The 25,510-nt window shown below is 63.9% G+C and carries 28 protein-coding genes; 2 read left to right on the top strand and 26 right to left on the bottom strand.

The window, feature by feature from the left end; translation table 11 throughout:
* Positions 1-46: 46 nt before the first annotated feature.
* The 23 genes from DY467_RS21870 to DY467_RS21760 all read right to left on the bottom strand — a co-directional run bounded on the left by DY467_RS21870 (position 47) and on the right by DY467_RS21760 (position 18,797).
* Positions 47-754: a nitrogen fixation protein NifQ gene (locus DY467_RS21870; protein WP_164638909.1), complete on the bottom strand. Its 708-nt coding sequence runs from the start codon at positions 752-754 to the stop codon at positions 47-49.
* A gap of 17 nt (positions 755-771) precedes the next feature.
* The gene (gene fdxB / locus DY467_RS21865) at positions 772-1,083 is read right to left on the bottom strand and encodes a ferredoxin III, nif-specific (protein WP_107346155.1); all 312 of its coding nucleotides are present in this window, start codon (positions 1,081-1,083) and stop codon (positions 772-774) included.
* A 59-nt stretch (positions 1,084-1,142) separates the two neighbouring features.
* Positions 1,143-1,349, bottom strand: a complete 207-nt coding sequence (locus DY467_RS21860) for a CCE_0567 family metalloprotein (protein ID WP_107346156.1) — start codon at positions 1,347-1,349, stop codon at positions 1,143-1,145.
* A gap of 17 nt (positions 1,350-1,366) precedes the next feature.
* Positions 1,367-1,831 (bottom strand): NifX-associated nitrogen fixation protein, encoded by a 465-nt coding sequence (locus tag DY467_RS21855; protein WP_012497763.1) that lies wholly within the window; start codon positions 1,829-1,831, stop codon positions 1,367-1,369.
* Position 1,832: 1 nt separating this feature from the next.
* Positions 1,833-2,231, bottom strand: coding sequence for a nitrogen fixation protein NifX (nifX, locus tag DY467_RS21850; RefSeq protein WP_013504431.1), 399 nt, complete (start codon positions 2,229-2,231; stop codon positions 1,833-1,835).
* 55 nt (positions 2,232-2,286) lie between these two features.
* Positions 2,287-3,660, bottom strand: coding sequence for a nitrogenase iron-molybdenum cofactor biosynthesis protein NifN (nifN, locus tag DY467_RS21845; protein ID WP_164638907.1), 1,374 nt, complete (start codon positions 3,658-3,660; stop codon positions 2,287-2,289).
* A 10-nt stretch (positions 3,661-3,670) separates the two neighbouring features.
* Positions 3,671-5,134, bottom strand: coding sequence for a nitrogenase iron-molybdenum cofactor biosynthesis protein NifE (nifE, locus tag DY467_RS21840; protein WP_107357094.1), 1,464 nt, complete (start codon positions 5,132-5,134; stop codon positions 3,671-3,673).
* A gap of 38 nt (positions 5,135-5,172) precedes the next feature.
* On the bottom strand, positions 5,173-6,732 hold the full coding sequence (gene nifK / locus DY467_RS21835; protein ID WP_107346161.1) for a nitrogenase molybdenum-iron protein subunit beta: 1,560 nt from the start codon (positions 6,730-6,732) through the stop codon (positions 5,173-5,175).
* A gap of 77 nt (positions 6,733-6,809) precedes the next feature.
* The gene (gene nifD / locus DY467_RS21830; protein WP_107346162.1) at positions 6,810-8,273 is read right to left on the bottom strand and encodes a nitrogenase molybdenum-iron protein alpha chain; all 1,464 of its coding nucleotides are present in this window, start codon (positions 8,271-8,273) and stop codon (positions 6,810-6,812) included.
* 71 nt (positions 8,274-8,344) lie between these two features.
* Complete coding sequence (gene nifH, locus DY467_RS21825) at positions 8,345-9,238, bottom strand: nitrogenase iron protein (protein ID WP_054161688.1); 894 nt, start codon at positions 9,236-9,238, stop codon at positions 8,345-8,347.
* 609 nt (positions 9,239-9,847) lie between these two features.
* Positions 9,848-10,750: an SIR2 family protein gene (locus DY467_RS21820; protein ID WP_164638905.1), complete on the bottom strand. Its 903-nt coding sequence runs from the start codon at positions 10,748-10,750 to the stop codon at positions 9,848-9,850.
* Between the two features lie 14 nt (positions 10,751-10,764).
* On the bottom strand, positions 10,765-11,043 hold the full coding sequence (locus DY467_RS21815) for a DUF6129 family protein (protein ID WP_164638903.1): 279 nt from the start codon (positions 11,041-11,043) through the stop codon (positions 10,765-10,767).
* A gap of 2 nt (positions 11,044-11,045) precedes the next feature.
* Positions 11,046-11,246 (bottom strand): putative nitrogen fixation protein NifT, encoded by a 201-nt coding sequence (gene nifT, locus DY467_RS21810; RefSeq protein WP_107357099.1) that lies wholly within the window; start codon positions 11,244-11,246, stop codon positions 11,046-11,048.
* Positions 11,247-11,283: 37 nt separating this feature from the next.
* The gene (locus DY467_RS21805; RefSeq protein ID WP_107346167.1) at positions 11,284-11,517 is read right to left on the bottom strand and encodes a nitrogen fixation protein NifZ; all 234 of its coding nucleotides are present in this window, start codon (positions 11,515-11,517) and stop codon (positions 11,284-11,286) included.
* Positions 11,517-11,816, bottom strand: a complete 300-nt coding sequence (locus DY467_RS21800) for a nitrogen fixation protein NifZ (RefSeq protein ID WP_107346168.1) — start codon at positions 11,814-11,816, stop codon at positions 11,517-11,519. Before DY467_RS21800 ends, DY467_RS21805 begins: the two co-directional genes overlap by 1 nt.
* Positions 11,813-12,598, bottom strand: a complete 786-nt coding sequence (locus tag DY467_RS21795) for a 4Fe4S-binding leucine-rich repeat protein (RefSeq protein WP_164638901.1) — start codon at positions 12,596-12,598, stop codon at positions 11,813-11,815. The genes DY467_RS21800 and DY467_RS21795 overlap by 4 nt, the downstream gene beginning before the upstream one ends.
* Positions 12,588-13,127: a tetratricopeptide repeat protein gene (locus DY467_RS21790; RefSeq protein ID WP_164638899.1), complete on the bottom strand. Its 540-nt coding sequence runs from the start codon at positions 13,125-13,127 to the stop codon at positions 12,588-12,590. The genes DY467_RS21795 and DY467_RS21790 overlap by 11 nt, the downstream gene beginning before the upstream one ends.
* A 3-nt stretch (positions 13,128-13,130) precedes the next feature.
* A complete protein-coding gene (locus tag DY467_RS21785) occupies positions 13,131-13,487 on the bottom strand; it encodes a HesB/IscA family protein (RefSeq protein ID WP_164638897.1) in 357 nt (118 codons plus the stop codon).
* A gap of 10 nt (positions 13,488-13,497) precedes the next feature.
* Positions 13,498-13,719 (bottom strand): 4Fe-4S binding protein, encoded by a 222-nt coding sequence (locus DY467_RS21780; RefSeq protein ID WP_107346172.1) that lies wholly within the window; start codon positions 13,717-13,719, stop codon positions 13,498-13,500.
* A 26-nt stretch (positions 13,720-13,745) separates the two neighbouring features.
* Entirely contained in the window at positions 13,746-15,302 is a 1,557-nt protein-coding gene (gene nifB / locus DY467_RS21775) for a nitrogenase cofactor biosynthesis protein NifB (protein WP_164638895.1), read from the bottom strand.
* A 158-nt stretch (positions 15,303-15,460) separates the two neighbouring features.
* Positions 15,461-15,655, bottom strand: coding sequence for a 4Fe-4S binding protein (locus DY467_RS21770; RefSeq protein ID WP_011160163.1), 195 nt, complete (start codon positions 15,653-15,655; stop codon positions 15,461-15,463).
* Positions 15,656-15,931: 276 nt separating this feature from the next.
* A complete protein-coding gene (gene nifA / locus DY467_RS21765) occupies positions 15,932-17,686 on the bottom strand; it encodes a nif-specific transcriptional activator NifA (protein ID WP_164638894.1) in 1,755 nt (584 codons plus the stop codon).
* A 313-nt stretch (positions 17,687-17,999) separates the two neighbouring features.
* Entirely contained in the window at positions 18,000-18,797 is a 798-nt protein-coding gene (locus DY467_RS21760; protein WP_349626913.1) for an SDR family NAD(P)-dependent oxidoreductase, read from the bottom strand.
* A gap of 357 nt (positions 18,798-19,154) precedes the next feature.
* Here DY467_RS21760 and DY467_RS21755 point away from each other — a divergent pair, with 357 nt between their 5' ends.
* On the top strand, positions 19,155-20,009 hold the full coding sequence (locus tag DY467_RS21755) for a xanthine dehydrogenase (protein WP_164638891.1): 855 nt from the start codon (positions 19,155-19,157) through the stop codon (positions 20,007-20,009).
* Positions 20,010-20,454: 445 nt separating this feature from the next.
* Here DY467_RS21755 and feoB read toward each other — a convergent pair whose 3' ends face one another.
* Together feoB and DY467_RS21745 are read right to left on the bottom strand one after the other, a co-directional pair.
* Positions 20,455-22,335 (bottom strand): ferrous iron transporter B, encoded by a 1,881-nt coding sequence (gene feoB, locus DY467_RS21750; RefSeq protein WP_107346177.1) that lies wholly within the window; start codon positions 22,333-22,335, stop codon positions 20,455-20,457.
* Between the two features lie 37 nt (positions 22,336-22,372).
* Positions 22,373-22,663, bottom strand: a complete 291-nt coding sequence (locus DY467_RS21745) for a FeoA family protein (RefSeq protein ID WP_107346178.1) — start codon at positions 22,661-22,663, stop codon at positions 22,373-22,375.
* Between the two features lie 358 nt (positions 22,664-23,021).
* On the opposite strand from DY467_RS21745, the gene DY467_RS26265 reads away from it, so the two are divergent.
* Complete coding sequence (locus tag DY467_RS26265; RefSeq protein ID WP_205502648.1) at positions 23,022-23,183, top strand: hypothetical protein; 162 nt, start codon at positions 23,022-23,024, stop codon at positions 23,181-23,183.
* 385 nt (positions 23,184-23,568) lie between these two features.
* On the opposite strand, the gene DY467_RS21740 is transcribed toward DY467_RS26265, so the two are convergent.
* Positions 23,569-25,260, bottom strand: coding sequence for a methyl-accepting chemotaxis protein (locus tag DY467_RS21740; RefSeq protein ID WP_164638889.1), 1,692 nt, complete (start codon positions 25,258-25,260; stop codon positions 23,569-23,571).
* Positions 25,261-25,510 lie beyond the last annotated feature (250 nt).

The following is a 25,510-nucleotide window of genomic DNA, read 5'->3' as shown; positions in this document are numbered from 1 at the left end:
GCTCTTCACCTCCCTGGAGGGGGAGGTGAAGAGCGGCGTCACTGCGTCAAGCCACGGCCGTCCGCAGTTCAACCTCGCGGCGGCGGATCGCCATCCGGCTTTCGCCGCTCTCTTCACCGAAGCACTCGGCGAAGTCGCCGCACTGCGAGCAGACCGGGGTGCTACACATCACCATACCGTCGTCTTCGCAGAGCTTGCGATAGAAGAACCGCTTCCAGCGCATGTTGCGGGTGTTGTCGCGGGCCAGCGGCTCGAAATGCCGCATCAACAGCCGGCTCAGCTCGGCACGGCTGCGCAGGCCGAGATCTTCCCACAGATGCTCCGGCTGCATTGCCCGGCGCGCCACCATCGCGGCGAGCCAGCGGCCGACGTCGCCCGAGGTCGAGCGATGCTTGAGCAGCAGGTCGCGGACCATGCCGGCTTCCTCGTCCTCGTCGTGCTCGCCGACCGCCAGCACTGACAACAGGACCGAGACGTGCGGGAACCAGCCGACGATCAGCGCCGCGAAATCGTCGGCCGTCAGACCGCTGGACTCCGTGATCGAGCCGGGTTCGGTGACCGCGACCGACAGGATCGATGCCAGCACGTGACGATCGAATGCCCGATCGTCATCGATCTGGGCTTCGGCCGGGGTGCAGCCGGTCAAGGCCCGGTACACCACCGCCGGAGAGGACGCGAAGCTCGACGCCGTCACGCGCAGCGGCAGCGCCGCTGCCGTCGCGCCTGCCGCCTGGATTCCCGCTGCGCCGAGCATGTCCGTCGCTCCCTTGCTTAGAGCCCGAGTTCGCTGGCCTTGACGTGGGTCTGGCATGCCTTCGGGCAGACCCGGACGCAGGCCGAGCAGCCGATGCAATTGCCGGCCGCGTCGAGGACCATCACCTTGCGGACGAACTCCTCGTCATCGTCATCATCATCGAGCGAGCAGGCGACCAGTTCGCCCTCCTCGTTGACGCCCATCAGATGCATCACGTCGCGCGAGCACACCTTGTGACAGCGGCCGCAACCGATGCACTTCTTGTCGTCGATCGCCGTGAGGTAAGTCGGTTCCCACGGCTGGCCGTCGCGGGTGGAAAAGATCGCCATTGTTCGCTCCTGCGCGCGGCTCGCGGCCGCGCCGTTTGGGCTGAGGCGTTCGGCCGCGATCAGGCGGCTTTCGCTTCCAGCTCCTTCAAAGCCTTCCGCGCAGCTTCAAGGGCCGCGTAGGCATCCTGGGTTTCCTGCGCCACCGTCATGATGTTCTGCCAATTGATCGGCAGCTCTTCCGACAGGTCGTGCAGATTCATCTTCATCGTCGTCGCGCGGGCGGACAGTTTCTTGATCTCGGCCTTCAGCGTGTCGATGTCGGACATGCGTGCTCGCTCTCGCGTTAGAGGTTGGCGACGTCGGGATATTTGCGGATCATCTCGCTGCCGGCGGCGACCAGCTTGTCGCCCTCCTCGGCCAGCTTGCCGAGGTTATCGAAGCCGAAGCGATGAACGTCGCGCATGTGCTTGTTGATGACGATCAGCCGCCCGGCGCTGAGGATCAGCCGACCGAAGCCCTCATGGTGCATCTTCATCATCGGCGACACCATGATTCTGGTCTCGCGTTCGATCGACAGCGCCACCGCGTTGTAGAACAGTTCGAGCCGCCACAGCGTCTCCGGATCCGGATCGCCCATGATCGGGATCTCGCGGCGCTTGGCCTTGTCGACGATGAACGGCTCCAGCAGCTTCAGATCAGACTTGCCCTCCCAGACACCGTGGGTGTCCTGAGCGCGGAGCTGCTTGACCAGTTCCTTGACGAACAGCGAGTCGAGCGCGGCGTCGGGTGCAGTGGTGGCTTCGGTCATGTCAGGCCTCGTCGGCAAAATCGAACGTGCGCTCTTCACCCTTCATCAGCGCCTTGCGCAGCCACGGCGGCGGCACGCCGCGCAGCACGCCCTGCAGCTTGGTGATCAGGTCGGTGATCAGCTCCGGCTGCGCCAGCTTCAGCGGGTGGACCTGAGCGGCGACGACGCGCGCCGCGCCGGAGCCGCCGATCGCCGTGCAGTACATGATGGCGCAATCACGGATCGCGTCGATCTTGGCGACCAGCTTGTCCTCGTTGCCGTCTTCTTTTTCCTCGGCGAACTGAACCGCTTCGACAAAGCGATAATCGTCGGCGGTGACTTCGTAGATCGCGATGTTCCGAGCCCAGCCGAAATGCGCATCGACGCGCGCAAGATCCTGGGTGGCAAAGGCGACTTTCATGCCGGTTCTCCTGAGTTGTGCATCGGCGCTGTGCTCCGCTCGACTGCCGTCGTTGCTAATGAGCCGTAGCCGGCGCATCGGTCTGATCCGGGCGACCAGCGGTACTCCGCCAGCTGTTCACATCCGGCTCCTTGATGTTGGCGATGAACACATTGCCGATCGCGAAGATCAGATCGCGGGTGCCGCGATAGCCGACCGCAACCTGATGCGCGGCGCCGAGCCGGTCGAACATCGGCAGACCCATCCGGAACAGCGGCACGCCCAGGCGTTCCGCGGCCTGGCGACCATGCGAATGCGTGACCAAGAGGTCGCAATCCTCGGCGCGGCGTTCAAGGTCTTCGAGGTCGCCGATCAGCACCTCGTCGCTCGGCACCTGGGCCAGGATCGGCGAGGTCGTGGTCGTGACCGCAGCACTGACGGTGCAGCCCATGTCGGCGAGGAAGCCGCCGATATTCAGCAGCATGTCGGGCTCGGTGCCGATCGCGACGCTCTTGCCGCCGAAATAGAAGTGGCCATCGAGCATGGCGTCGACCAGCTGGCTGCGCTGGCGGCGATATTTCGGCGGCACCGGGCGGCCGCTGATCTTAGCCAGCGTCGCCATCAGCTCATCGGCCGCCGCAAGCCCGGTGACCCGCGCCAGCAGCGCGAACGGCACGCCGGCCTTGGTTTCGAGCGCGACCGCGGCTTTGCGCATCTGCTCGCCGAACGCCAGCGTGTAGGCCGCGCCGCCCATCGCTGCGACTTCGGCGACGGAGACGCCGCCATGGGTGGTCGGTGTGAAGTCGTCCGGCAGATGGCCGTCGAGCGAACCGGAAATATCCGGCAGGAAGGTCGGCGCCAGGCCGAACGCTTCGATGATGTCGCGCAGCTCGTCGATGTCGCCCGGCGTCAGATGGCTGCCGGCCAACACATTGATCCTGTCAGCATCCGGCACGCTGCCCTCAGCCGGGACATTGACCAGGGTCTCGACGATCCGCGTCACGGTAGCGGCGAAGCCGTCTTCGAATGCGCCCTTGAAGTCCGGGGTCGACACCGGCACCAGCGCGACGTTTGCCAGTTCCGGATGATTGGCTCGCACCATCTTGATGTAGCCGTCGAGATCATCGCCTTTGATCTCGGTGACCCCGGTGGTGCAGATCCCAATCACGTCGGGCTTGGTGCGGCCGACGATGTTGACGATCGCCTGCTCCACGTTCTCGAAGCCGCCGAGCACGGTGGCGACTTCGCTCATCGCCGTGGTCTGCAGCGGAATCGACTCGCGGAAGTGGCGAACGAATAGCACCAGGCCGAACGAGGTGCAGCCCTGGGAGCCGTGCAGCAGCGGCATGCAGTTGCGCAGCCCCATGAAGGCCAGCGCGGCGCCGAGCGGCTGACTCATCCGCAGCGGATTGACGGTGCAGGACTTGGTCGAGGTGACGATCTGTGCCATCGCAGCCTCCCTACGCCACCCGAGCCGAACGCCCGAAGATCGCGCGCTGGCGATCGTCGGCGGCGTTGGCGGCATCGGCGCGCTCTTCCCAGGTCACCTCGTCCCACGGCGGGGCGCTGCGCACCTGAGCCCAGATCGGATTGGACAGCGACTTGTCGATCTGCCGGACCATCTCGACGATGCCGACATAGCCGCAATACGCGTAGGTCCGCTCCTGGTTGATATCCATCCAGGGCATCCGCGCCTTCAAGGCGACGAACTGCGAGCGGCCGCCCGACAGCATGATGTCGGCCTGCGCCTCTTTCAGCATCTTGTACATTTCGCGCGGGCGCAGGTCGTCGATCTGGTGGACGTCCGGGCTCATCTCCTTGAGCCGCAGCTTGTCTTCCTTGGTCGACTTCTTGACGCTGGTGCCGACGATCGTCAGCCCGGCCTCCTGCAGCGCCGCTACCACCGACCACGACTTCACACCGCCGGTGATCAGCAGCACCTTCTTGCCTTCGAGGCGCGGGGTGTAGGCCTTGATTGCCGCCCAGGCCTTGGCCTCTTCGCGCGCGATCAGCGCTTCGACACGGTCCATCAGCTCGGCGTCAGCGCCGCGCTGGATCAGCAGGCGGGCGATCTGGCGCAGCGACTCGGAGGTGTCGCTGATGCCGTAGAACGAACCTTCGAAGTACGGGATGCCGTAGCGCTCTTCCATCTTGCGCGCGACGTTGATCATCGCGGTGGAGCACACCATCATGGCGGCACGGGCGCGGTGCGACTGCGCCACCTCGTGATAGCGCGCATCGCCCGACAGGCACGACAGGATCCGGATGCCGAGCTCGTCGAGCAGCGGCTTCACCTGCCACAGCTCGCCCGCGACGTTGTATTCGCCGATGATGTTGATGTCGTAAGGGGTCGTGAACTCCGGCTCCTGGGTGCCGATCACGTAGTCCAGCATCGCCTCGCCGGCGAGCTTGTTGCCGAGATTCTTCGGCCCGACAAAGCCGGGCGAGATGATCGGAATGCAGGGCTTGCCGAACTTCTCGGCCGCCACCTTGCAGACAGCGACGATATCGTCGCCCATCATCGCCGGCACGCAGGTCTGATACACAAACACTGCAGGCGGATCGTACTTCTCGATGATTTCCTTGATCGACCGGAACAGCCGCTTCTCGCCGCCGAAAATGACGTCGTTCTCACCCATGTCGGTGGTGAAGCCGGTGCGATACAGCTTCGAGCCAGACGACTTGGTGCCGCGGTTATCCCAGGACGAGCCTTCACAGGCGATCGGGCCGTGCACCAAATGCGCGACGTCGACGATCGGCTGCAGCGCGATCTTGGCGCCGTCGAAGGCGCAGCCACCGGCTGCGCCTCCCGGCTGCAGCGGTTTGCTGCAGCCCTTCTTGCGTTGCTTGTCGGACTTGGCCTGATTGGCCGCACAGCCGGGCTCGTTGAAGACGTCTTGAATCTTGTCTGCGAGGCGGCTCATGCGGCACTCCTGTAATCAGGTTCTCCGAAGCTGCGGCATCAGCGGATGATGTCGAAGCTGATGTCGGTCTTGCCGGCGGCGTTGGTCGACTTGTCCATTTCGTCGAAGATCTTGTCGAGGATCTTGACCAGGACGTTCATCGAACCCTGATAGCCCCACACCGGTGCGCGGTGATGGTGATGGCGATCGAAGATCGGGAAGCCGATGCGGATCAGCGGCGTGCCGGTGTCGCGCTCGAGATACTTGCCGTAGGTGTTGCCGATCATGAAGTCGACCGGTTCGGTGAACAGCAGCGAGCGCAGGTGCCAGAGATCCTTGCCGGCGTAGACCTTGCAGCCCGCGCCGAACGGCGATGAGTCAAGCAGCGCCTGCACCTTGGCTTCCCACGTCTTGTTGCCGTTGGTGGCCAGGATGTGGGTCGGTTCGCCGCCGAGTTCGAGGATGAATTCGGCGAGGCCGTAGCACAGGTCCGGATCGCCATAGATGGCGAACTTCTTGCCGTGGATGTGGGCGGCCGAGTCGGCAATGGCGTCGACCAGCCGGCCGCGCTCCTTGGTCAGCGCTTCGGGGATCGCCTTGCCGGTGATCCGCGACACCGCCTGCAGGAAGCGATCAGTGCCGCTGACGCCGACCGGGTGATTGAACGCCACGACCTCCTGGCCATGGTCCGCGATCGTCGCCAGCGTCTTTTCGGTGCAGAACTCCTGCATCGAAATCGTCGCCTTGGCGTGGACGGCGTTGGCGGCCTGCTCCAGCGTGGTGCCGCCGTCGTACATCCGGAACTCGCCGTCGGCCGGGGTGTCCCAGACGTCGCTGTTGTCGCCGAAGATAGTGTATTCGACGCCCATCGTTTCGAAGATGCGCTTGATTTCGCGGAGGTTACCGACGGTGTAGCCGTCGAAGCCGCCGAGGAAGTTGATCGACTCGTTGGGCTTGCGCTCGAGCTTCGGCGCGGTGCCGGACTTGCCGTCCCAGAAGTGCTCGACCACGCCCTTCATGGTGTTGTCGTAGCCGGTGATGTGGCTGCCGACGAACGCCGGGGTGTGGGCGTAGGTGACGTCGAAGTCCGTCGGGACCGAGCCCTTTTCCTTGGCATTCTTGATGAACGCGTTGAGGTCGTCACCGATGACTTCCGCCATGCAGGTGGTCGAGACCGCGATCATCTTCGGCTTGTACAGCGCATAGGCGTTGGCCAGACCGTCGATCATGTTGTTGAGGCCGCCGAACACCGCGGCGTCTTCAGTCATCGACGACGACACGCAGGAGGTCGGCTCCTTGAAGTGCCGGGTGAAGTGGCTGCGATAGTAAGCGACGCAGCCCTGCGAGCCATGCACGAACGGCAGCGTCTTTTCGAAGCCGACCGCCGCGAACACCGCGCCGAGCGGCTGGCAGGCCTTGGCCGGGTTGATGACAAGCGCTTCGCGGGCGAAGTTCTTGTCCTGATATTCCTTGGTCTTGGTCCAGTCCGAGACGCGCGCGACCTCGGCTTCGCCAACATAGTTCTCGAAATTCTTCCGCTTGTTCTCCATCAACTCTTCGTACTGGGGCTCACGGAAGAGGTCGAAGTGATCGCGGATCTTCTCTGCGGTCTCGGTCATGGTGATGTCTTTCCCAAGAATTCGGTGTCGCGGCGCTTCCGGCGGCTGGCGCCGGAAGCCCGGTGTGAAGGTTCAGCTCAGCTCCAAGGTGCCTTGGTCAGTTTCCAGACCGGGGCATTGATGGCGATGTCCATGTCGCGGGCGAAGATGCCGAACCCGTCGTAGCCGTGATACGGGCCCGAATAGTCCCAGGAATGCATCTGGCGGAACGGAACGCCCATCTTCTGGAAGATGTACTTTTCCTTGACGCCGGAGCCGACCAGGTCGGGCTGCACCTTCTCGACGAACTTCTCGAATTCGTAGCCGGTGACGTCGTCGTAGATCAGCGTACCGTCCTTCACGTAATGGGTGGTGCGCTGATAGTCGTCGTTATGGGCGAACTCGTAGCCGGTTCCGACCACTTCCATGCCGAGATCTTCGTAGGCGCCGATGACGTGGCGCGGACGCAGACCGCCGACATAGAGCATCACCTTCTTGCCTTCGAGGCGCGGGCGATACTTGGCGATCACCGCATCCATCTTCGGCTTGTACTTGGCGATGACGCGCTCGGCGCCTTCCTTGATCTTGTCGTCGAACTTCGCGGCGATCTCGCGCAAGCTCGCCTCGATCTTGGACGGGCCGAAGAAGTTGTATTCAACCCACGGAATACCGAACTTCTCTTCCATGTGCCGCGTGATGTAGTTCATCGAGCGGTAGCAGTGCAGGATGTTCAGCTTCGCCTTCGGGGTGTTCTCCAGCTCGGCGATGGTGCCGTCGCCGGACCACTGCGCGATCACGCGGAGCCCCATTTCCTCGAGCAGGATGCGCGAGGCCCAGGCGTCGCCGCCGATGTTGTAGTCGCCGATGATCGCGACGTCGTAGGGGGTCGACTGGAAGCCGGCGTTCTTCTCGGCGGCCTTGTCGAACACCCAGTCACGGATCACATCGTTGGCAATGTGGTGGCCGAGCGACTGCGACACGCCGCGGAAGCCTTCGCAACGCACCGGGATGATCGGCTTGCCGTCATACTGCTTCGACTTGGCCTTGGAGACCGCCTCGATGTCGTCGCCGATCAGACCGATCGGGCACTCCGACTGCACCGAGATGCCCTTGGAGAGCGGGAACAGCTCCTGGATCTCGTCGATGATCTTGCCGAGCTTCTTGTCACCGCCGAAAACGATGTCCTTCTCCTGGAAGTCGGAGGTGAACTGCATCGTGCCGAAAGTGTCGACGCCGGTGGTGCCCTTGTAATAGTTGCGGCGCGAGCCCCACGAATACTGGCCGCAGCCGACCGGGCCGTGGCTGATGTGGACCATGTCCTTGATCGGGCCCCACACCACGCCCTTCGAGCCGGCGTAGGCGCAACCGCGGATCGTCATCACGCCCGGGATCGACTTGATGTTGGACTTGACCGAGCACTCCGCCTTCTCGGCGTCGTACGTGTTGAGATGCTTGGCGCGACGCTTGGCCGACTTGTCCGGATAGGCCTCCAGGACTTCGCCGATCAGCTTCTTGTTACGTTCCTTGATGTCCGCGGGGGATTCTGCGACTGCGGTGCTCATCGTTGTTCCTCGTGTCTGGGGCCGCCGGGATGGCGGCCGGTCGCGCTAGGCGACCGGCCTGGCTGATGCGATCAGGCGGACGCGGCCGCCTTGGCGGCTTCCTTGGCGGCGAGCTCGGCGAGCTGCTGCTCCTCGGTCTTCATGATGCCGAAGTCGAGCAGCATCTCTTCCAGCTCTTCCATGGTGATCGGGGTCGGGATGGTGCCGTTGCCGCAGTTGGCGTGAACCTTGTTGGCCAGGGCGCGATATTCCTTGGCCTGCTGGCTGTCGGGCGCGTACTGGATCACGGTCTGGCGGCGCAGCTCGGCGTGCTGCACGATATTGTCGCGCGGCACGAAGTGGATCAGCTTCGAGTTCAGCTTCTTGGCCAGCGCTTCGGCGAGGTCGAGCTCGCGGTCGGTCTGGCGCTCGTTGCAGATCAGGCCGCCGAGGCGGACGCCGCCCGACGAGGCGTACTTCAGAATGCCCTTGGAGATGTTGTTGGCGGCATACAGCGCCATCATCTCGCCGGACATGACGATGTAGATTTCCTGCGCCTTGTTTTCACGGATCGGCATCGCGAAGCCGCCGCACACCACGTCGCCGAGCACGTCGTAGGAGACGTAGTCGACGTCTTCATAGGCGCCGTTCTCTTCGAGGAAGTTGATCGCGGTGATAACGCCGCGGCCGGCGCAGCCGACGCCGGGCTCCGGGCCACCGGCTTCGGTGCACTTGATGCCCTTGTAGCCGATCTTCATCACGTCTTCGAGTTCGAGGTCTTCCACCGAACCCGCTTCCGCGGCGAGGCTCAGCACGGTGTCCTGCATCTTGGTGTTGAGGATCAGACGGGTGGAGTCCGCCTTGGGGTCGCAGCCGACGATCAGGATCTTCTGACCCATCTCGACCAGCGCCGCGAGGGTGTTCTGCGAGGTGGTCGACTTGCCGATGCCGCCCTTGCCGTAGAATGCGATTTGCCGAAGTGCCATGTTTTCTCTCCGTTGACCTAATGCCGCTTGATCGATTTGCGCCGAGGCGCAGCCTTCTTCCGTTCAAAACCGTCGCACGGCTCAGATGCGGACGTTGCCCTTTGCAGTAACTGCTCGGCCAACCATCCCTCGCCTTGCTGATCCCTGTTTTGCAACGAGCGTGCCAAGCTTCGCCGGAGACGAAAAAGTGTGTGTTTTCGCGGAGATGTAGAATGTCCGGGCAGAATGTACGTAGATGTTTAGAATCCGACATCGCTGCCGAGCGGACGACATCCCAGGGGACGGCTGTTAGAAACGAAACAAACTGATACCGGCCGGGCGAGCTAAGCGAGACTCTGTCGCAACTCGAAAACGGCTTCGCTGCGTCATCGCGAGCGAAGCGAGGCAATTCAGTGCTCGTTGTACGGAAGCAGGACCAAGCTCCTCACCATGACGTGGGCGAGTGCACGTATCGTCGTGTCCAGCCTTGTGCCGGGCATTCACGGGTACGGCAGGGCCTGGAGCAAGAACGGAGATGGCCGAGCCGCCGCCGCGCCGAAGCAGCTTCGGCGTAGGCGGGACGTGCCCGGCCAAGACGTTCATTGAGAGTGGGAAGAGACGAAGAAGCGCCTACGCCGTCAGCGCCTGGCTCTGCAGCAGTTCGCCGAGCATGGCGACAAACTTCGTCAGCGGCCAATCAATCCGGGTGATGGACTGTTCCTCGAGGAAGCGCTCTTCGTTGCGGGTGGGCGTATCCGGCAACACGGCCCAATGCTGGGCCGAGGAGCGCTTCATGATCTGGCGGGCGAAGGCGCGGTCGAGCTGGGTATCGAACCGGCAGCCGAGGAACAGGAAGTTCCTGTCCTTGCGCAGCTGCTGCACCGTCAGCGGGATCGGCGTCTGAATGTCGATCTCGGTCAGGACTTCGACATAATCGCTGTCGGACACCAGAAAATTGGCCGCCGGCGCGACCGAGCCGATCGGCTGATACAGCATCGTCGTCCAGCCGAGCGCCTCGTCCGGGACCGGCGCATACAGCGGCATCTCGTCTTCGGTCACGATGCCGGGTGCGGTCTCGGCAATCTCGCTGCCATCGGGCTTGTAGTAATTCACCCAATGGCCGTGATGTTCGCTCTGGCTGACGCCCTGTGCCATGCCCCAATTCTGGCGATTGGCGAACGCCTTCTGTGGCAAGTCGTCATACCAGGCGTGGACCAGCAGCGGCAGCTCGGACAGCGACGCCAGCATCCGATGCAGCTCGTTCGGCTGCGGCGAGGACCGGAACGCCTCGGCCATCATCGTCGTCAGGGTTTTGCGGTGCTTGAAGTTCTCGATGTACTGCGCGGCGCCGGTGAGATTGGTGCGGACCTTGTGCGGCACCGTGGTCTTCGCGGTCAGCCGCGCCACCAGCTCGGCCGGCGAGGTCGGCACGCTGCTCGATTCGCCGAGCGCCACGCAGGCCGAGCCGAGATACGGGATCACCCGGCCGCGCAACAAGCCTGCGGCGATGTCGTCGAGTGCTTGTACCGGCATGATCCTGCTCCCTGTTAGATCGCTCTTGCGGCCTTGTGATGGACCACCACCAAGCCGGTCGCGCGCGCGGCGTCGGTCGTGATGGTCCAGCAATGGTTCGATCCGTCGACCAGATAAACGCTGAACCGCGGATAATCGCGGAACGGCTGCTCCACATAGATGTCCGACGCGTCACACTGCGTCAGCGACAGGCCGGGAAGCTCCTGCCGCACCGTCTTCAGCGCACCGGCCTCGGCCGCGTCGCCTCCGAGCAGCGCGTCGAGCCGGGCGAGATCGTCGGGCGACAACGACATGGTCAGAGCTTGCGGGCTTCGACGGTGATCGGCAGTGGCGTGTCCGCCGCCATCACCGGCAGTTCGAGCTGCCAGCCATTGGCAAGCGTAACCTTGCCGCCCCAAAGCGCGGGATTCTCCATCTCGACGATCGGCTCTTCGAGGTCCTTCTTGGCGACATAGGCGGAGTGACCGGTCGCGGTCTTGCGGATCATCACTTTCATCGAGGGTGGTCCTTTGCTTGGCCGCCGCGGCGACAGGTCAGAGTGGGGTGATTTCGTCTTCGAGGCAGCCGATCACCCGGTGTTCGGCGAATTCGACCAGATAGACCGGCCGATTGGTTTCGGTGTGCAGGCCGATCCGGACGATCTCGCCGGCGTCGCCGCTCTTCACCAGCAGCGCGTCCTCCGGCTGGTCCGGAAAGCTGCCGTCATTGAACAGGTCGATCTCGGCGCGGACGCGCTGGCCCCATTGGTATCGCGGCTCCGGCGTCATCACACTGCCTCCTGCGTTTCGGCCTGAAAAGCTTCGACCGCGACCAACTCCCGCCGCTTCATGCCGACGATGCGGCCCTGCGCCACGAAGTCGACGCCGTAGATGTAAAACTGCTGCAAGAAGGTGCCGATCGAGACGACGTAGCCCTCGTCGCCCTTCTTCACCAGCACCTCGCCGATCTCCTTGCCGGGAAAGGTGCCGTCGTTGCGGATGTTGAGCCGCGCCCGGACCTTCTGGCCGTATTCAAAGTCCGGCGGGCCATCGAGCTCGACGATGTCGCTGTCACGCGCGATGTTCATGGCGAGGGCTCCGTTGCGGGTTTGAGCTGTGCAGGTTCGGTGAAGCCGCTGCGGCTGCGCGCCAGCTCGCGCACCAGCGGATCGGGATCGTCGAGCAGCGGCGCCAGTTCGTAGGCGTCGACGCGGCTGGCGACTTCGTAGCGAACCCGCCAATCGGCATCGCCGAGCATCGCCAGCAGCCGGCCGGGCGTCATTCGCTTTGCGGCTTCGAGACGGACTTCGCCGTCCTTATCCATCGCGATCTGGGCCAGCCATTCCGGACCGATCCGCCGAGCTACTTCGCGGCGCACGCCAGGATCGGGATCGAGCACCAACAGCGGCAGCAGGCCGGGCGATGCCCGCCGCGCCACGATCTGGCGGACATAATAATCCTCGTCGCTCGCCATCGGGCGCAGCTCGTCGTCGCTCAAGACCGAAGCGACGCGAATCCGCACTTCGCGATGCGGGTCGCTGCGCAGGCCGAGCAGATATCGCTTCGGCAGCCGGCGTGCCGCGCTCCACCGCACCGTCTCGTCCGGATCCTGCAGCAGCTTCGGCAGCAGGAACACCGTGGCATAGCCGGCCGCAACCGCGCGCGTCTCGAAATACGGATGGTCGAGATAGGAGTCAGCGAGCGGGCGGTTCTGCTGGAAGAACCGCTCCAGCCGCCGCGCATAGCGATCCTGGACACACGCCTTCTTCAATTCGCACAGCCCGGCGGACAGCAGCTCGTGATGCGGGCACGACGCACAATCAACCTCATTGCCCTGCCAATCACGGGCTTCGTCGATGTCAGTCGTCATCGTCCTGCCCTATCCGCCGCCACACCTCGAGCAGCACGGCAGCGCCGACCTTGTCGGTCGAATCGAGTTCGAGCAGCTTTTCGACCGCCGCATGACCTTCGTCGAGCTGGCCGAGCCGCATCTGCAAATAGGCGTAGGCCTTCAGCGCAAACAGATAGAACCGCGGCAGCACCGCCGAATAGCTGGAGAACTCGGCATCGCCGCGGCGCACGTTGCGCCAGTCGGAGGCGAGGCCGTTGTCGCGCGCCGCCTTGCACAGGCAGGCCTGCGCCACTTCCAGTGCCTCGCCGAGGCGGCCCTTATAGAAATAGAACCGGTACAGCCCGATCAGCACTGCGGCATGGTCGGGCGCCAGCAGATGAGCTTCGCGCAGATGCTGCTCAGCCAGCGCCTCGCTCTGATAGTCACGGCCCGCCAGTTCGAGATGCCGATGCGCATCTGCCGGCAGACCGGCGCCGAGCAGCGCCCCGGCCAGCAGCGACTGCTCCGGACCAGACATCGTCAGTTCGCTGTGCATCAGGTCGGGCATGGCTCACAGCTCCCGCAGCTGGTGCAGACCGGCAGCCGGCTTGGAGCCGCTGTCGCTGGCGCACTGACAGTTCGATCCCTTTGGATTGTGGAACATGAAGCCGCTGGAGGTCGGCGTCTCCATGAAATCGATCACCACCCCTTCGAGCAGCTTCAGGCTCGATTCCGGCAGAAACAGCTTGTAGTCGCCGCGATCGACCACCGCGTCGCCGGTGTGCGGCGCGCCGGCAATATCGAACTGCGCCGACAGGCCGGAGCAGCCGCCGGCGCTGACCACCAGGCGGAAGCCGCCGGTGCCGCCGCTGAACCGCAGCATGCGACGGATGAATTTCTCGGCCGAGGGGGTGAAGCTCATATCCATCGGAATCGCCTCATGCTGCCTGGTAGCGCGGGACGGAATTGTCGATCACGCAGGTGCCGTCGACCGGGCACACCGCGACACATTGCGGCTCGTCGTAGTGGCCGATGCACTCCGAGCACTTCGAAGGATCGATCGCGAAGGTGCCGCCCTTCTCGAAGATCGCCACATTCGGGCACTGCGGCTCGCAAGCCGAGCAGCCGGTGCATTGCGAGGCGACGATCTTGTAGGCCATGGCCGTTCCCCTTCGTTGCGCTCGCCCTAAGCCTCGGTAAAAGCGCCCTGGCGGATCGTGGCATCGCCGCGCGCGACGTGGCGGATCTCCGACTTACCGACGCGCTCGAGGTACTCCTTGAAGTACGCGATCACCGACTGCTCGATGTATTCGAACGCGTACGTCTCGACCGCCTCAATGCCGGCACCCGCGAGCGAATCCTTCGGGCACATGCCGATCTTGGCAACCAGGACGGCGGTGCAGTCGTTCAGCGCCTTGAGGATCGGCTCGATGCCGGTTTCGCTGGCGTAGCCGCCTTCGCAATACAGATCGACACGCCGGTGACCGACGAACTTCGCACCGGCAGTCGACACTTCGTAGATCTGGAATTCGTGAGCGTGGCCGAAGTGCTCATTGATGACGCCGCCGCCCTTGGTGGCGATTGCCACCTGGATCTTGATGGTCGCGGTCTCGTCGGCGAGCTTGTCCAGCTCGCGCCGCTTGGCGACCGCGATCGCGTCGCGCTCGGCCTCGACCTTGGCCTGGTAGGCCTGGCGCGCGGCGAGATCATATTCGACGTCCATCGCCATCACCTTTTCGGTGGTGAATTCGGCGCTACGGTCTTCGCCGAGCAGGCCGACGGCGTCGGCACGGCACTGTCGGCAATGCCGCATCATGTTCATCTCGCCTTCGCAGGCATCCTGCAGCGCCTTCAGCTCCTGCGCGGTCGGGCCGCGCTGGCCGGACAGGCCGAACGCGGTGCCGTGCTCGGCTTCGGAGATCAGCGGCATGATGTTGTGCAGGAAGGCGCCGCGCGACTTCACCGCCTTGTTGACCTCGATCAGATGCTCGTCGTTGATCCCCGGGATCATCACCGAGTTGACCTTCACCAGGATGCCGCGCGCGACCAGCATCTCCAGGCCGAGCAACTGCCGTTCGCTGAGGATCTTCGAAGCCTCGACGCCGGTGTAGCGGCGGTGATTGTAGAAGATCCACGGATAGATCTTCGCGCCGACTTCGGGATCCACCATATTGATGGTGATGGTGACGTGATCGACCTTCATGGCGGCGATCTGCTCGACATAGTCGGGCAGCATTAGGCCGTTGGTCGACAGGCAAAGCTTGATGTCGGGCGCGGTCTCAGTGACCAACTCGAAGGTCTTGAAGGTCTTGGCCGGATTGGCGAGCGCATCGCCCGGGCCGGCGATGCCGAGCACGGTCATCTGCGGGATGGTCGAGGCCACTGCGACGACCTTGCGCGCGGCCTGCTCCGGGGTCAGCTTTTCGCTGACCACGCCGGGGCGGGATTCGTTGGCGCAATCGTATTTGCGATTGCAGTAATTACACTGGATGTTGCACGCGGGCGCGACCGCGACGTGCATGCGGGCGAAGTGATGGTGCGCCTGCTCGCTGTAGCAGGGATGGTTCTTCACCTTCTCCCAAACTTCCGGCGGCAGATCGCTGGGACCTGCGGCCGAGCCGCAGCCGGTCTTGCCGGCGCCGCCCTTGCTGCTGCAGCCCGATTGCGCTGCGCTCTTGCGCATCTCGTCGAACGACGCCGTTCCCAGCGCGCTGAAATCGTGCAGTTGCAGCAGCTTGCTCATATCCGGGCCTCGTTCGATCGCCGCACGACAGACGGCTTGACGGTGGGTGATGGTGCTGCAACCGAGCCGGCGAAGATCAATCCCGATCCGCGGGCGCGGCGATCCGTTGAAGACGGCGTCCGACGGTCAAGGCGTCGGCCGTCTTGCAAGATCACGCGTCAGGCCGGCACGCAGGTGTTGTCGACCGGGCAGACCGAGACGCACTGCGGCTTGTCGAACTGACCTTCGCACTCGGTGCACTTGGTCGCGTCGATCACATAGGTGCCGCGCTTCATGCTGATCGCGGCGTTCGGGCATTCGAATTCACACGCACCGCAGACGGTGCACTGGGAGGTAACAATCTTGTAGGCCATGGTCGGCTCCTGGTTCGCAGAGTGCTGCTGACCAGTTGTCTTTCAAGCCGCGTGCCAGATGCGTGATAATTGATTTTAAAGAACTATTTGTCGCCTCAGAGGGCCCGCGCCGGTGTAAGGCCCCCGACACTTGTCGCAAGTCTGACAGGTGCTCTGACCCGTCATCGAACTTCGCAAGACACCAGAATGATCTGCTTGGAAGCGCCCCACAGACAGACAAAACGCGCGGCGCCGGACAGCGTCGCGCGTTTGACCGATGATCGCGTGCAAGACGCGTCAGAAGTGCTTGAGCTCGATGTTGTGCTTCTTCAGCGCATAGCCGATCTGGCGCGGCGTGAGGCCGAGAATGCGCGCGGCCTTCGCCTGCACCCACCCGGCTCGCTCCATGGCGTTGATCAGCCGCTCGCGCTCCGACATGTTCGATTCGTCGGACGGGATCTCCGAACGGACCGGCGCCGGCGCAAAATCATCTGCTGATGCGACCGGCTCGCGCGGATGCACGATTTCCACCGGCGCCTTGCGTGGCAGGACCTGCAGCGGAATTTCCGGGCGCGGACGCTCGGGCGCCGGTTCGGTGTGGCCTTTCCACAGGATCGCCGATAGGCACTCGTCCTGGTGACAGGCGAAATCGCTGTCGCGGATTTCCGGCCCCATCGCCAGGGTGGCGGTGCGGCGCACGCAGTTCTCCAGCTCGCGGACGTTGCCGGGGAACGAGCAGGCCTTCAGCAGATCCAGCGCGTGCGACTCGAAGGCCAGCTCGCGGCCGTTCTCCTTGTTGAAGTTCTTCAGGAATTCGGTCGCCAGCAGCGGGATGTCACTGGGCCTGTCGCGCAGCGGCGGCAGGATCATCGGCACCACGTTGATGCGGTAGTACAGGTCGGCGCGAAACTCCTTGCGCGCCACCGCCTCTTCCAGATTACGGTTGGTCGCAGCGACGATACGGACATTGACCTTGATGGTCTGGTTGCCGCCGACCCGCTCGAACTCCTGCTCCTGCAAGACGCGCAGCAGCTTGGCCTGGAACGACGCGGAGATCTCACCGATCTCGTCGAGGAACAGCGTTCCCTTGTCGGCGAGCTCGAACCGCCCCTTGCGCGAGGCGATCGCGCCGGTGAACGCGCCCTTCTCATGCCCGAACAGCTCGGACTCCAGCACCGATTCCGGCAGCGCCGCGCAGTTGATCTTGATGAACGGGCCGTTGGCGCGCGCCGACAGCTCATGAATCGCCTTCGCGATCAGCTCCTTGCCGGTGCCGGACTCGCCGCGCAGCAGCACGGGCGACTGCGACTTGGCGATGATGCTGACCTTGGCCAGCAGTTTGCGGATCGCCGGGCTCTCGCCGACGATGCCGTCGACCTTGACCCGCTTGCGCTCGCGCTCCGGCTTCAGCTCGGACAGTTCCTTCTGCAACCGGTGGCTCTCCGCCATCAGCCGCTCGCGGTCGCGGGTGACGACGCGGTGCAGCTTCACGGTCTGGCCGATCAGATTGGCCACCATGGTGAGGAAGCGCACGTCCGCGTCCATCCGGAAATGCGAACGGCCGTCACGGACGCGATCGATGCTCAGCGTCCCCACCACCCGCGAATCGATCCGGATCGGCACGCCGATGAACGACACCCGGGTCTCGTCAGTAGCGCCGAGCGCCATTGCATCGGCGGCGGTAAACATCGGATGGGCGGAGACATTGTCGGCGACCAGCGGCACCGCGGTGGCGACGATCTGGTCGATCGCCTTCTGAGGCAGCCGGGCGCGATAGCGGTTGTCGCTGCCCTCGTTCCAGCCGACGCCGACGGTAATATCCGGGATGCCGTCATCCGCCAGCAGCGACACCACGCCGTTGCGCATCTGCAGGAACGACTGCAGCAGGTTGACGACGTTGGCGAGCGTGATCTCCAGCCGCGCCGGTGAGGTGAGGATTTTCGAGATCTCGAAAATGCCGGTGAGCGCGATATCACTCAGCGGTATCGGAGGATGGGTCATCGACGGCGACGGGTACTCGTTTTCGACAAGGCGGATTTCGCGCTGAGCCATAGCTCGTCTCCATCGCTCCCGAGCCTTCCCCCGTCAGATCCGGAGCATTGCGAGATTGTGGATGAATTCCAACCAGATGTCGTGCTCATCTTGGCTGCATCGCTGCGGAAGTTATGGCTAGCTCTGCTTAGTTCATTACCACTGATAAAAATGCTGATAATCAACTGATTACTACTCTAGCACCAGTCCGCCGCCGTTACCGCATTGACGCAGCGCAAAACTGACCGACCAAAAGAGCGGCAGCCAGCAGGCCGCCGTGTGTGATTGCTAGTCAACCGCAACTAATTGCGAACTATTCGCCTGAAGCCGACACTCAGACGTGCTGACCGCCATTGATGTGAATTTCTTCACCGGTGACGTAGCTGGCTGCATCCGAGCACAGGAAGAACATCACCTTGGCGACTTCCTCCGGCGTTCCGATCCGCCGCATCGGAATCGTCGGCGCCAGCATGGCCTCGGTTTCGGGCGACAGGATGTCGGTCTTGATCTCACCCGGCGCGATCGCGTTCACCCGGATGCCGTAGGGCGCGTAATCATGCGCCATCTCACGGGTCAGGCAGGTCAGCGCCGCTTTCGAGGTGGCATAGGCGCTGCCGGCGAACGGATGCACGCGCGAGCCGACGATCGAGGTGACGTTGACGATCGAGCCCTGCCCGGCGCGCAGTTCGTCGAACAGCCCCTGCGCCAGCATCACCGGCGCCAGCAGGTTGACGTGGAACACGCTCATCCACGTCCCGACCGGCGTATTCAGTGACGTCAGCCGCTCGCCTTCGGCGTTCTTGGGGGAGATCGCCGCATTGTTGATCAGGGCGTTCAATGGGCCGCCGCCGAGCTTCTCTTTCAGCTCGTCGATCGCCCGGGGGACCGCGCGATGGTCGGCGAGTTCGACCGCGACGTGGTTCTCGAGGCCGGTCGCCCACGGACAGCGGTCATCGGCGAACGGCTGCCGCGAGCAGGTAATGATGCGCCAGCCGGCGTCGGAGAACAGCTTGCCGGTGGCATGGCCGATACCGCGCGACGCGCCGGTCAGGACCAGCGTCTTTTGCTTGCCGACGCGCGCCTCGCGCTGATCATTGTGAAACGGACAGGCGCCACCTGTGGCCGACGGCATTCCGGCCGGCATACCAGGAGGCATCTCTGCGGGGCGCCCGGCAGGGGGCGAAGAGGGCGCGGGTTCGGGCCGCTCTGCGTGCAGTGGTTCAGGGTGCACGGGACGGTCTCCATCGGTTTCGTTGCAAGTGAACTTGCATGAACCGGGCCAACCGCTACGACGTTCGATTTAGGCCGACAAACCACACCTAGTTGCCATCCGATGTCATTACAGCGACACCGCTCGCGCCGCACAACCCGACACAACGTTGGCTTTCCGACATCAAAACCCGCCACCGATTACCACTAACAACTCCTACTCGGTCTGGTCCGGCTCTTGCTTAAACAGGCTCCAGACACTGAACACAGCGTGGTGGTGATGACGCAGCCTCTCCAACTCAGCGCCGGCGGCTTCGCGGTCGTGCTCGGGACTAATGAGATCGCCTCCGCCGTCGCTGTGCATCTGCACCGCGCCGGCTGCTGTGTGGTGATGTCGCACGATCCGTTTCCGCCGGTGATCCGCCGCAAGATGTCGTTTCACGACGCGCTGTACGGCGACGAAGTCACGGTCGAAGGCGTGCGTGGCGAGCGGGTCGATCACGCCACTCAGATTTTCAAAGCGCTGCGCCGCTCCGACAATGTGCTGGTGACCTGGCTGGCGTTGCCGGACCTGCTGCCGATCAGCATGGTCGACGTGCTGATCGATGCGCGGATGCAGAAGCACCGGGTCACGCCGGACCTGCGCGGGCTCGCGCGCGTCAGCGTCGGCCTCGGGCCCGGCTTCTCGACCGCAGTGAACTGCGACGTTGCGATCGAAACCCGTCCCGGCCGCAGCGGCCTGATCGTCGGCTCCGGCTGGACCGATGCGGCCGATGGCGTCGCCAGCCCGCTCGGCGGCGTCGGAGCCGAGCGCTTCCAGTATTCTCAGGCCAGCGGCCGATGGCGAACCGCGGTCGAGATCGGCAGCCGTGTCTTCAACGGCTATCCGATCGGTCACCTCGGCGGCGTTCCGGTGCGGGCGCCGTGCGACGGCATCCTGCGCGGCGTCGTGCGCGACGGCCAGGACGTGCCGCAGGGCGTCAAGCTGCTGGAGGTGGATTCCCGCGGCCGCCATGCGCAGTGGACAGGGATCGACGATCGTGGCCGCGGCATCGCCAAGGCGGTGCTGCGCGCCGTGCAGCCGCAGGCCGAAATCCGCCCGAGCTACGCGGCGCAGCCGATCGCGGTGTTCTAGGCCAGCGACGGCCTGCCGCTCGCCATCGCCAAGATGGCTTTCCCACATTGACTGACGCCTCGTCCCGAGGAGCCCGGGAGAGCCGGGCGTCTCGACGGGACGAGCGGTTGCATGTCGCGCGGCAAATGGTTCGAGACGGCGCGGCGCGTCTCTTCACCAGCAGGCTTTGCCTAGAGCATCTCTGCTTTTGACAGAATCAGGACCGAACTTCCTAGCGGTCGCAGCTCGTAGAGCCTCATGGTGAGGAGGCGCGAAGCGCCGTCTCGAACCATGCGCCGCAGGCGATGTGGCTCCTCATCCTTCGAGACGCCCGGCTTTGCCGGGCTCCTCAGGATGAGGACTTCGGACGCTTGGCAAAGGCCAAATCCGCTTCAATCAATCGATGAAGCGCTCTAGGCCGAGCGACCTAGAGCGCAGCACTGGACTGCGCTCGTTGACGCCGGCACTAGCCGGCGCCGAGGGCGACGGCGACGTTGTAGGTGATCAGGCTGGCGATATAGGCGAGCACGAACATGTAGACGAAGGTGACGCCCATCCAGCGCCAGCTTCCGGTCTCGCGCTTGATCACCGCCAGCGTCGAGGCGCATTGCGGCGCGAACACGAACCAGGCCAGCAGCGATAGCGCGGTGGCCAAGCTCCACTTCGAGGCAAGCACCAGGCCGATCTGCTCGGCCGCTTCCTTGCCGCCCTCGATCGCATAGACGGTACCGAGCGCCGCGACCGCGACCTCGCGCGCCGCCATGCCGGGGATCAGCGCCACGGCGATCTGCCAGTTGAAGCCGAGCGGCGCCAGAACCGGCTCGACCGCGTGACCGATGATCGAGGCCAGGCTGTAGTCGATCGCCGGCTCGGTCGCGCCGATCGGCGGCCGCGGGAACGAGGCCAGGAACCAGATCAGCACCATCATCGAGAAGATGGTGGTACCGGCGCGCTGCAGGAACATCTTGGCGCGGATATAGATGCCGATGGCCACGCTCTTCAGCCGCGGCAGCTTGTAGTCCGGCAGTTCGAGCATGAACGGCGCCGGCTCGTAGTCGCGCCACATGAAGAACTTGACCAGCGCCGACACCGTCAGGGCGCTGACGATGCCCGCGGTGTAGAGGCCGAACATCACCAGCCCCTGCAGATTGATCCAGCCGAACACATCCTTGGCCGGCACGAACGCCGAGATGATCAGCGTATAGACCGGAATGCGCGCCGAGCAGGTCATCAGCGGCGCGATCAGGATGGTGGTGAGGCGATCGCGGCGGTTGTCGATCACGCGCGTCGCCATGATTCCGGGGATCGCGCAGGCAAAGCTCGACAGCAGCGGAATGAACGCGCGGCCGTGCAGACCGGCGCCGCCCATGATGCGATCCATCAGAAACGCGGCGCGCGCCATGTAGCCGAGATCTTCCAGCAGCAGGATGAACAGGAAGATGATGATGATCTGCGGCAGGAACACGAGGACGCTGCCGACGCCGGAGATCACGCCGTTCTGCAGAAAGCTCTGCAGCAGCCCCTCGGGCAAATTGGCCTGGACGAAGGCGCCGAGAGCTTCGAAGCCACCGGAGATCAGCTCCATGATCGGCTGCGCCCAGGAGAACACCGCCTGGAACATCACGAACAGGATCAGGATCAGGATCAGCAGGCCGGCGACGGGATGCAGCACCACCCGGTCGATCTGAGCCGTCAGGGTGTGGGGCCGCGCCGGCAGGCTGACGCACTCGCCGATGATGCGGTCGGCCTCGCGCTGCAGGGCGCGCAGCTCGCTGGTGGACAGCGGTCGCCAATTGGTGTCGGTCGCGGGCGCCGGCGTCTGAGCGGCGAATTCATCGGTCCGCTTCAGCAGCTCCGCGGTGCCGCCCTTGCGGACCGCAATCGACGTCACCACCGGAATACCAAGCTGCGCCGAAAGCTTCTCAACATCGACCGTGACGCCACGGCGCATCGCGATGTCGTACATGTTCAGCACGAGCATCAGCGGACGGCCGGTCCCCTTCAATTCCAGCATCAGCCGGAAGGTCAGCCGCAGGTTTGTCGAGTCGGCAACACACAGCACCAGATCCGGCACCGGCTCGCCCGACTTGCGGCCGAGCACAACATCGCGGGTGATCTCTTCGTCGGGGCTGCGGCCGCGCAGCGAATAGGTGCCTGGTAGATCGACCAGGCTGACGACGCGGCCGGCCGGCGTGGTGAACAGGCCGGTCTTGCGCTCGACGGTCACGCCCGGGTAGTTCGCCACCTTCTGGCGGCTACCCGTCAGCGCGTTGAACAGGGAAGTCTTGCCGCTATTGGGTGTTCCAACCAGGGCAAGGTTGAACGGCTGAGAATCGATCGAGCTCATCGCGCAATCGCCAAATCAAGAAGCTGCAATCTGCGCGTCACATCAACACGATGGCCATCGCCTCGCGGCGGCGAACCGCGATGGTGATGTTGTCGACCCGGACCGCGATCGGATCCCGGCCGATGATACCCTCGTGCAACACTTCGACCTTGGCCCCCTCGACGAAGCCGAGTTCGATCAGTCGGCTTTCCAACTCGATCGGCTGCAACGACGACGTGCCGCGGTGCGGATCGATCGCCTGGACGACGCCGCGATAGCCGCGTCGCGCGTTCCCCAGCAGGATCGGCTGGTGATGGCTGTGGCCGTTATGAAGGGGGGTTTGGGTCATTACTCGTTCTTCCAATCGGCGCCGTGAAGGTCAAGAGATTCAAGCCGGCGCCATCGGGAGTTTAGAACGATTGTAACAGGCGCTATCAATTCTCAATCTAACAAAAGAGCCCTGCCAAATGGTTTGATTTGGCACAAAACTGCGGACGGCTTCGGCCAGATTCAATCTGAAGGCGAGCTTGCAAACCGCATGCCTCGTCTGACCAGACATCGAACCATCACGGAGCCGAGATCCGTAAACCATGGAGCGTGATCAGAGGCTGAACATCGTCCCGGTTAAGGCTTTGGCCAACGCTACGCCGGATACTCGGCGCCGGATCGGGAACATGCCCGATCACCGCCCCTGACCGGATAGCGCCATGGCCGCCAAAACCTCCAAAGCGAAACGACGCAAGCCGGCCGTCGCGGTAGGCGGCGCATGGCTCTCGATGCTGACTCAGAACCTGACCAACATGGCGATCGTGATGGCGACGTCTGGTTCGGTGCTGCTCTGCCTGCTGATCGCCAAGCGCTTCGCCTGAGGGCGATTGCATTCTGATGGAATCAGAGCCGCGCTTTGGCGGACTCACCGCAGACAGAACCTCACGGTGAGAGGGCGCGCAGCGCCGTCTCCCCCCTAGAGCGCTTCATCGATTGATTGAAGCGAACTTGGCCTTTCCAAGCGCACTAAAGTCCTCATCCTGAGGAGCCCGGCAAAGCCGGGCATCTCGAAGGATGAGGAGCCGCAGGGCTTGCGGCACATGGTTCGAGACGGCGCTTCGCGCCTCCTCACCATGAGGTTCTGCAAGCTGCGACCGTTAGGAAGTGCGGTCCTGATTCCGTCGAAATCAGAAATGCTCAAAAACGTCGATGCCCGGCACGAGGCCGGGCATGACGCGGAGTTGAAGGGGAAAGACGGCGCGGCGATCAGGCCGCGCGGACCGTATCGAGGAACCGGGTGACCTCGATCTTCAGCCGGCTCGATTCCTGTGACAGCGACTGGGCCGCCGACAGCACCTGGGCGGAGGCCGAACCGGTCTCGGTCGCGCCACGCTGCACGTCGGTAATGTTCGCCGACACCTGCTGGGTGCCATGCGCCGCCTGCTGCACGTTGCGGGAGATTTCCTGGGTGGCGGCGCCCTGCTCCTCGACCGCGGCGGCGATCGCCGACGAAATCTCGGACATCCGCCCGATGGTCATACCGATCTCGCGGATCGCATTGACCGACTCGTTGGTCGCCGACTGGATTCCCGAGATGTGCTGGCCGATTTCGCCGGTGGCTTTCGCGGTCTGCTCCGCCAGCGCCTTGACCTCAGCCGCCACCACCGCGAAGCCGCGACCGGCCTCGCCGGCGCGCGCCGCCTCGATCGTGGCGTTGAGCGCCAACAGGTTGGTCTGGCCGGCGATGGTGTTGATCAGTTCGACGACGTCGCCGATCCGGCTCGCCGCTTCCGACAGATCACCGACGCTGTCGTTGGTCTTGCGCGCCTGGTCCACCGCTTCCGAGGCGATGCGCGAGGACTCCTGCACCTGACGGCTGATCTCGGTGATCGACGACGACATCTCCTCGGTCGCGGAGGCGACCGACTGGACGTTGGTGGAGGCTTCTTCGGACGCTGCGGCGACCGAGGTCGCCAACTCCTGGGAGCGATCGGCGGTCGAGGTCAACGTGCCGGCCGATGCCTCCAGCTCGGTGGAGGCCGACGACACCGTCTCGACGATTTCGCTGATCGCGGATTCGAACTGCCGCGTGGCCGCGTCGACCCGGTGGCCGCGCGCGATCTTTTCCTCGGCCTCGCGGGCTGCGGCGAGATCAGCCTCGCGCTTGGCGATCAGCGCTTCCTTGAAGATCTGCAGCGAATCCGCCATCGCGCCGATTTCGGTCGACTCGCCGCGATGCGGCACCTCGGCAGCGAGATTGCCCTGGCCCAGCGCCTGCATCGGCTCGATAATCGACGCGATACCGCGGCTGATGTCGCGGATCACCAGATAGCTGGCGATGAAGCCGAAAGCCATCGCGAGCACCAGAATGCTGACGACGATCATGACCGCCGAGCTATAAGCGGCCTCCGCCGTCGCGGTCGACTGATCGGCGCCGTTATTATTCAAATCCACGCTCTTCTGCAGGACCGCGTCAACGCGGCTGCCGATCGGGCCAAGCGTCTTGGTCAGGTAGACGCCAAGCTCCGCGGTGGATTGACCGAGACTTTGCTGCGACATCTCGATCGCCTTCTTGGCTCCATCGAGATAGACGTTCAGCTCCTTGCTGAACTCCTCGTACAGCGCCTTCTCTTCCGGCGAAGTGATCATCTTGCGATAGGCGGCGAGCTGCTTGTTGATGACCTCTTCGACACCGGCAATTCGCTTCGCAGCCGTCGCCTTGCCTTCCGCGGTCGCTTCCATCGCATGAGCCCGCAGGGTCACGCGGTACATTGCCAGTGTGGTTCGGATGTCGCCAAGGACGCGAACGCTCGGCAGCCAGTTGGTGGCGATGTCGACCGTCGAGTCGTTCAGGGTCCGCATCTTAAGCAGACCCAGGCCACCGATCCCTGACACGGCCACGAGAAGCAGCGCTACGAGCGCGATGATCTTGGTACGAATCGACAGTCTGGAAAGCATCGGCATCTACTCGTCTGATGGAAGACCAAATAACAGGAATTGGTACGACACCGCGCACCACAGCGAGCACAGGGGCGCAGTCACCGATCCAATTCTGGAACCAATGTGCAGCTTGCAGATTGAGGGGGGGTTAAACCACGCCCCCGTAGAACTACTGAGCAAGTAGGACGACTGGAGCATTGCGCGGCGCCGGGGCTGATTAGCAGTCGGGACGGCAGTTTTCCTCGCCATGGTTTCGGTCAGAACGGCT

Source organism: Rhodopseudomonas sp. BR0G17, from assembly GCF_010907025.1.
In the GTDB taxonomy this organism is placed as follows: Bacteria; Pseudomonadota; Alphaproteobacteria; order Rhizobiales; family Xanthobacteraceae; genus Rhodopseudomonas; species Rhodopseudomonas palustris_H.
This window is presented reverse-complemented; position numbering and strand designations above follow the sequence as displayed.

Excerpts from the sequence above, each read along its gene's own strand:
- DY467_RS21755 (WP_164638891.1), top strand. The coding sequence starts at position 19,155 with ATGACGCAGCCTCTCCAACTCAGCGCCGGCGGCTTCGCGGTCGTGCTC.
- nifE (WP_107357094.1), bottom strand. The coding sequence starts at position 5,134 with ATGAGCCGCCTCGCAGACAAGATTCAAGACGTCTTCAACGAGCCCGGC.
- DY467_RS21805 (WP_107346167.1), bottom strand. The coding sequence starts at position 11,517 with ATGACGCCGGAGCCGCGATACCAATGGGGCCAGCGCGTCCGCGCCGAG.
- DY467_RS21790 (WP_164638899.1), bottom strand. The coding sequence starts at position 13,127 with ATGCCCGACCTGATGCACAGCGAACTGACGATGTCTGGTCCGGAGCAG.
- nifK (WP_107346161.1), bottom strand. The coding sequence starts at position 6,732 with ATGACCGAGACCGCAGAGAAGATCCGCGATCACTTCGACCTCTTCCGT.
- DY467_RS21815 (WP_164638903.1), bottom strand. The coding sequence starts at position 11,043 with ATGTCGTTGTCGCCCGACGATCTCGCCCGGCTCGACGCGCTGCTCGGA.
- nifA (WP_164638894.1), bottom strand. The coding sequence starts at position 17,686 with ATGGCTCAGCGCGAAATCCGCCTTGTCGAAAACGAGTACCCGTCGCCG.
- DY467_RS21860 (WP_107346156.1), bottom strand. The coding sequence starts at position 1,349 with ATGTCCGACATCGACACGCTGAAGGCCGAGATCAAGAAACTGTCCGCC.
- nifH (WP_054161688.1), bottom strand. The coding sequence starts at position 9,238 with ATGGCACTTCGGCAAATCGCATTCTACGGCAAGGGCGGCATCGGCAAG.
- DY467_RS21740 (WP_164638889.1), bottom strand. The coding sequence starts at position 25,260 with ATGCTTTCCAGACTGTCGATTCGTACCAAGATCATCGCGCTCGTAGCG.
- nifN (WP_164638907.1), bottom strand. The coding sequence starts at position 3,660 with ATGGCACAGATCGTCACCTCGACCAAGTCCTGCACCGTCAATCCGCTG.
- nifD (WP_107346162.1), bottom strand. The coding sequence starts at position 8,273 with ATGAGCACCGCAGTCGCAGAATCCCCCGCGGACATCAAGGAACGTAAC.
- DY467_RS21780 (WP_107346172.1), bottom strand. The coding sequence starts at position 13,719 with ATGGCCTACAAGATCGTCGCCTCGCAATGCACCGGCTGCTCGGCTTGC.
- DY467_RS21800 (WP_107346168.1), bottom strand. The coding sequence starts at position 11,816 with ATGAACATCGCGCGTGACAGCGACATCGTCGAGCTCGATGGCCCGCCG.
- DY467_RS21820 (WP_164638905.1), bottom strand. The coding sequence starts at position 10,750 with ATGCCGGTACAAGCACTCGACGACATCGCCGCAGGCTTGTTGCGCGGC.
- nifB (WP_164638895.1), bottom strand. The coding sequence starts at position 15,302 with ATGAGCAAGCTGCTGCAACTGCACGATTTCAGCGCGCTGGGAACGGCG.
- DY467_RS21745 (WP_107346178.1), bottom strand. The coding sequence starts at position 22,663 with ATGACCCAAACCCCCCTTCATAACGGCCACAGCCATCACCAGCCGATC.
- DY467_RS21855 (WP_012497763.1), bottom strand. The coding sequence starts at position 1,831 with ATGACCGAAGCCACCACTGCACCCGACGCCGCGCTCGACTCGCTGTTC.
- fdxB (WP_107346155.1), bottom strand. The coding sequence starts at position 1,083 with ATGGCGATCTTTTCCACCCGCGACGGCCAGCCGTGGGAACCGACTTAC.
- DY467_RS21760 (WP_349626913.1), bottom strand. The coding sequence starts at position 18,797 with ATGCCGTCGGCCACAGGTGGCGCCTGTCCGTTTCACAATGATCAGCGC.
- nifX (WP_013504431.1), bottom strand. The coding sequence starts at position 2,231 with ATGAAAGTCGCCTTTGCCACCCAGGATCTTGCGCGCGTCGATGCGCAT.
- DY467_RS21870 (WP_164638909.1), bottom strand. The coding sequence starts at position 754 with ATGCTCGGCGCAGCGGGAATCCAGGCGGCAGGCGCGACGGCAGCGGCG.
- DY467_RS21785 (WP_164638897.1), bottom strand. The coding sequence starts at position 13,487 with ATGGATATGAGCTTCACCCCCTCGGCCGAGAAATTCATCCGTCGCATG.
- DY467_RS21770 (WP_011160163.1), bottom strand. The coding sequence starts at position 15,655 with ATGGCCTACAAGATTGTTACCTCCCAGTGCACCGTCTGCGGTGCGTGT.
- feoB (WP_107346177.1), bottom strand. The coding sequence starts at position 22,335 with ATGAGCTCGATCGATTCTCAGCCGTTCAACCTTGCCCTGGTTGGAACA.
- DY467_RS21795 (WP_164638901.1), bottom strand. The coding sequence starts at position 12,598 with ATGACGACTGACATCGACGAAGCCCGTGATTGGCAGGGCAATGAGGTT.
- DY467_RS26265 (WP_205502648.1), top strand. The coding sequence starts at position 23,022 with ATGGCCGCCAAAACCTCCAAAGCGAAACGACGCAAGCCGGCCGTCGCG.
- nifT (WP_107357099.1), bottom strand. The coding sequence starts at position 11,246 with ATGAAAGTGATGATCCGCAAGACCGCGACCGGTCACTCCGCCTATGTC.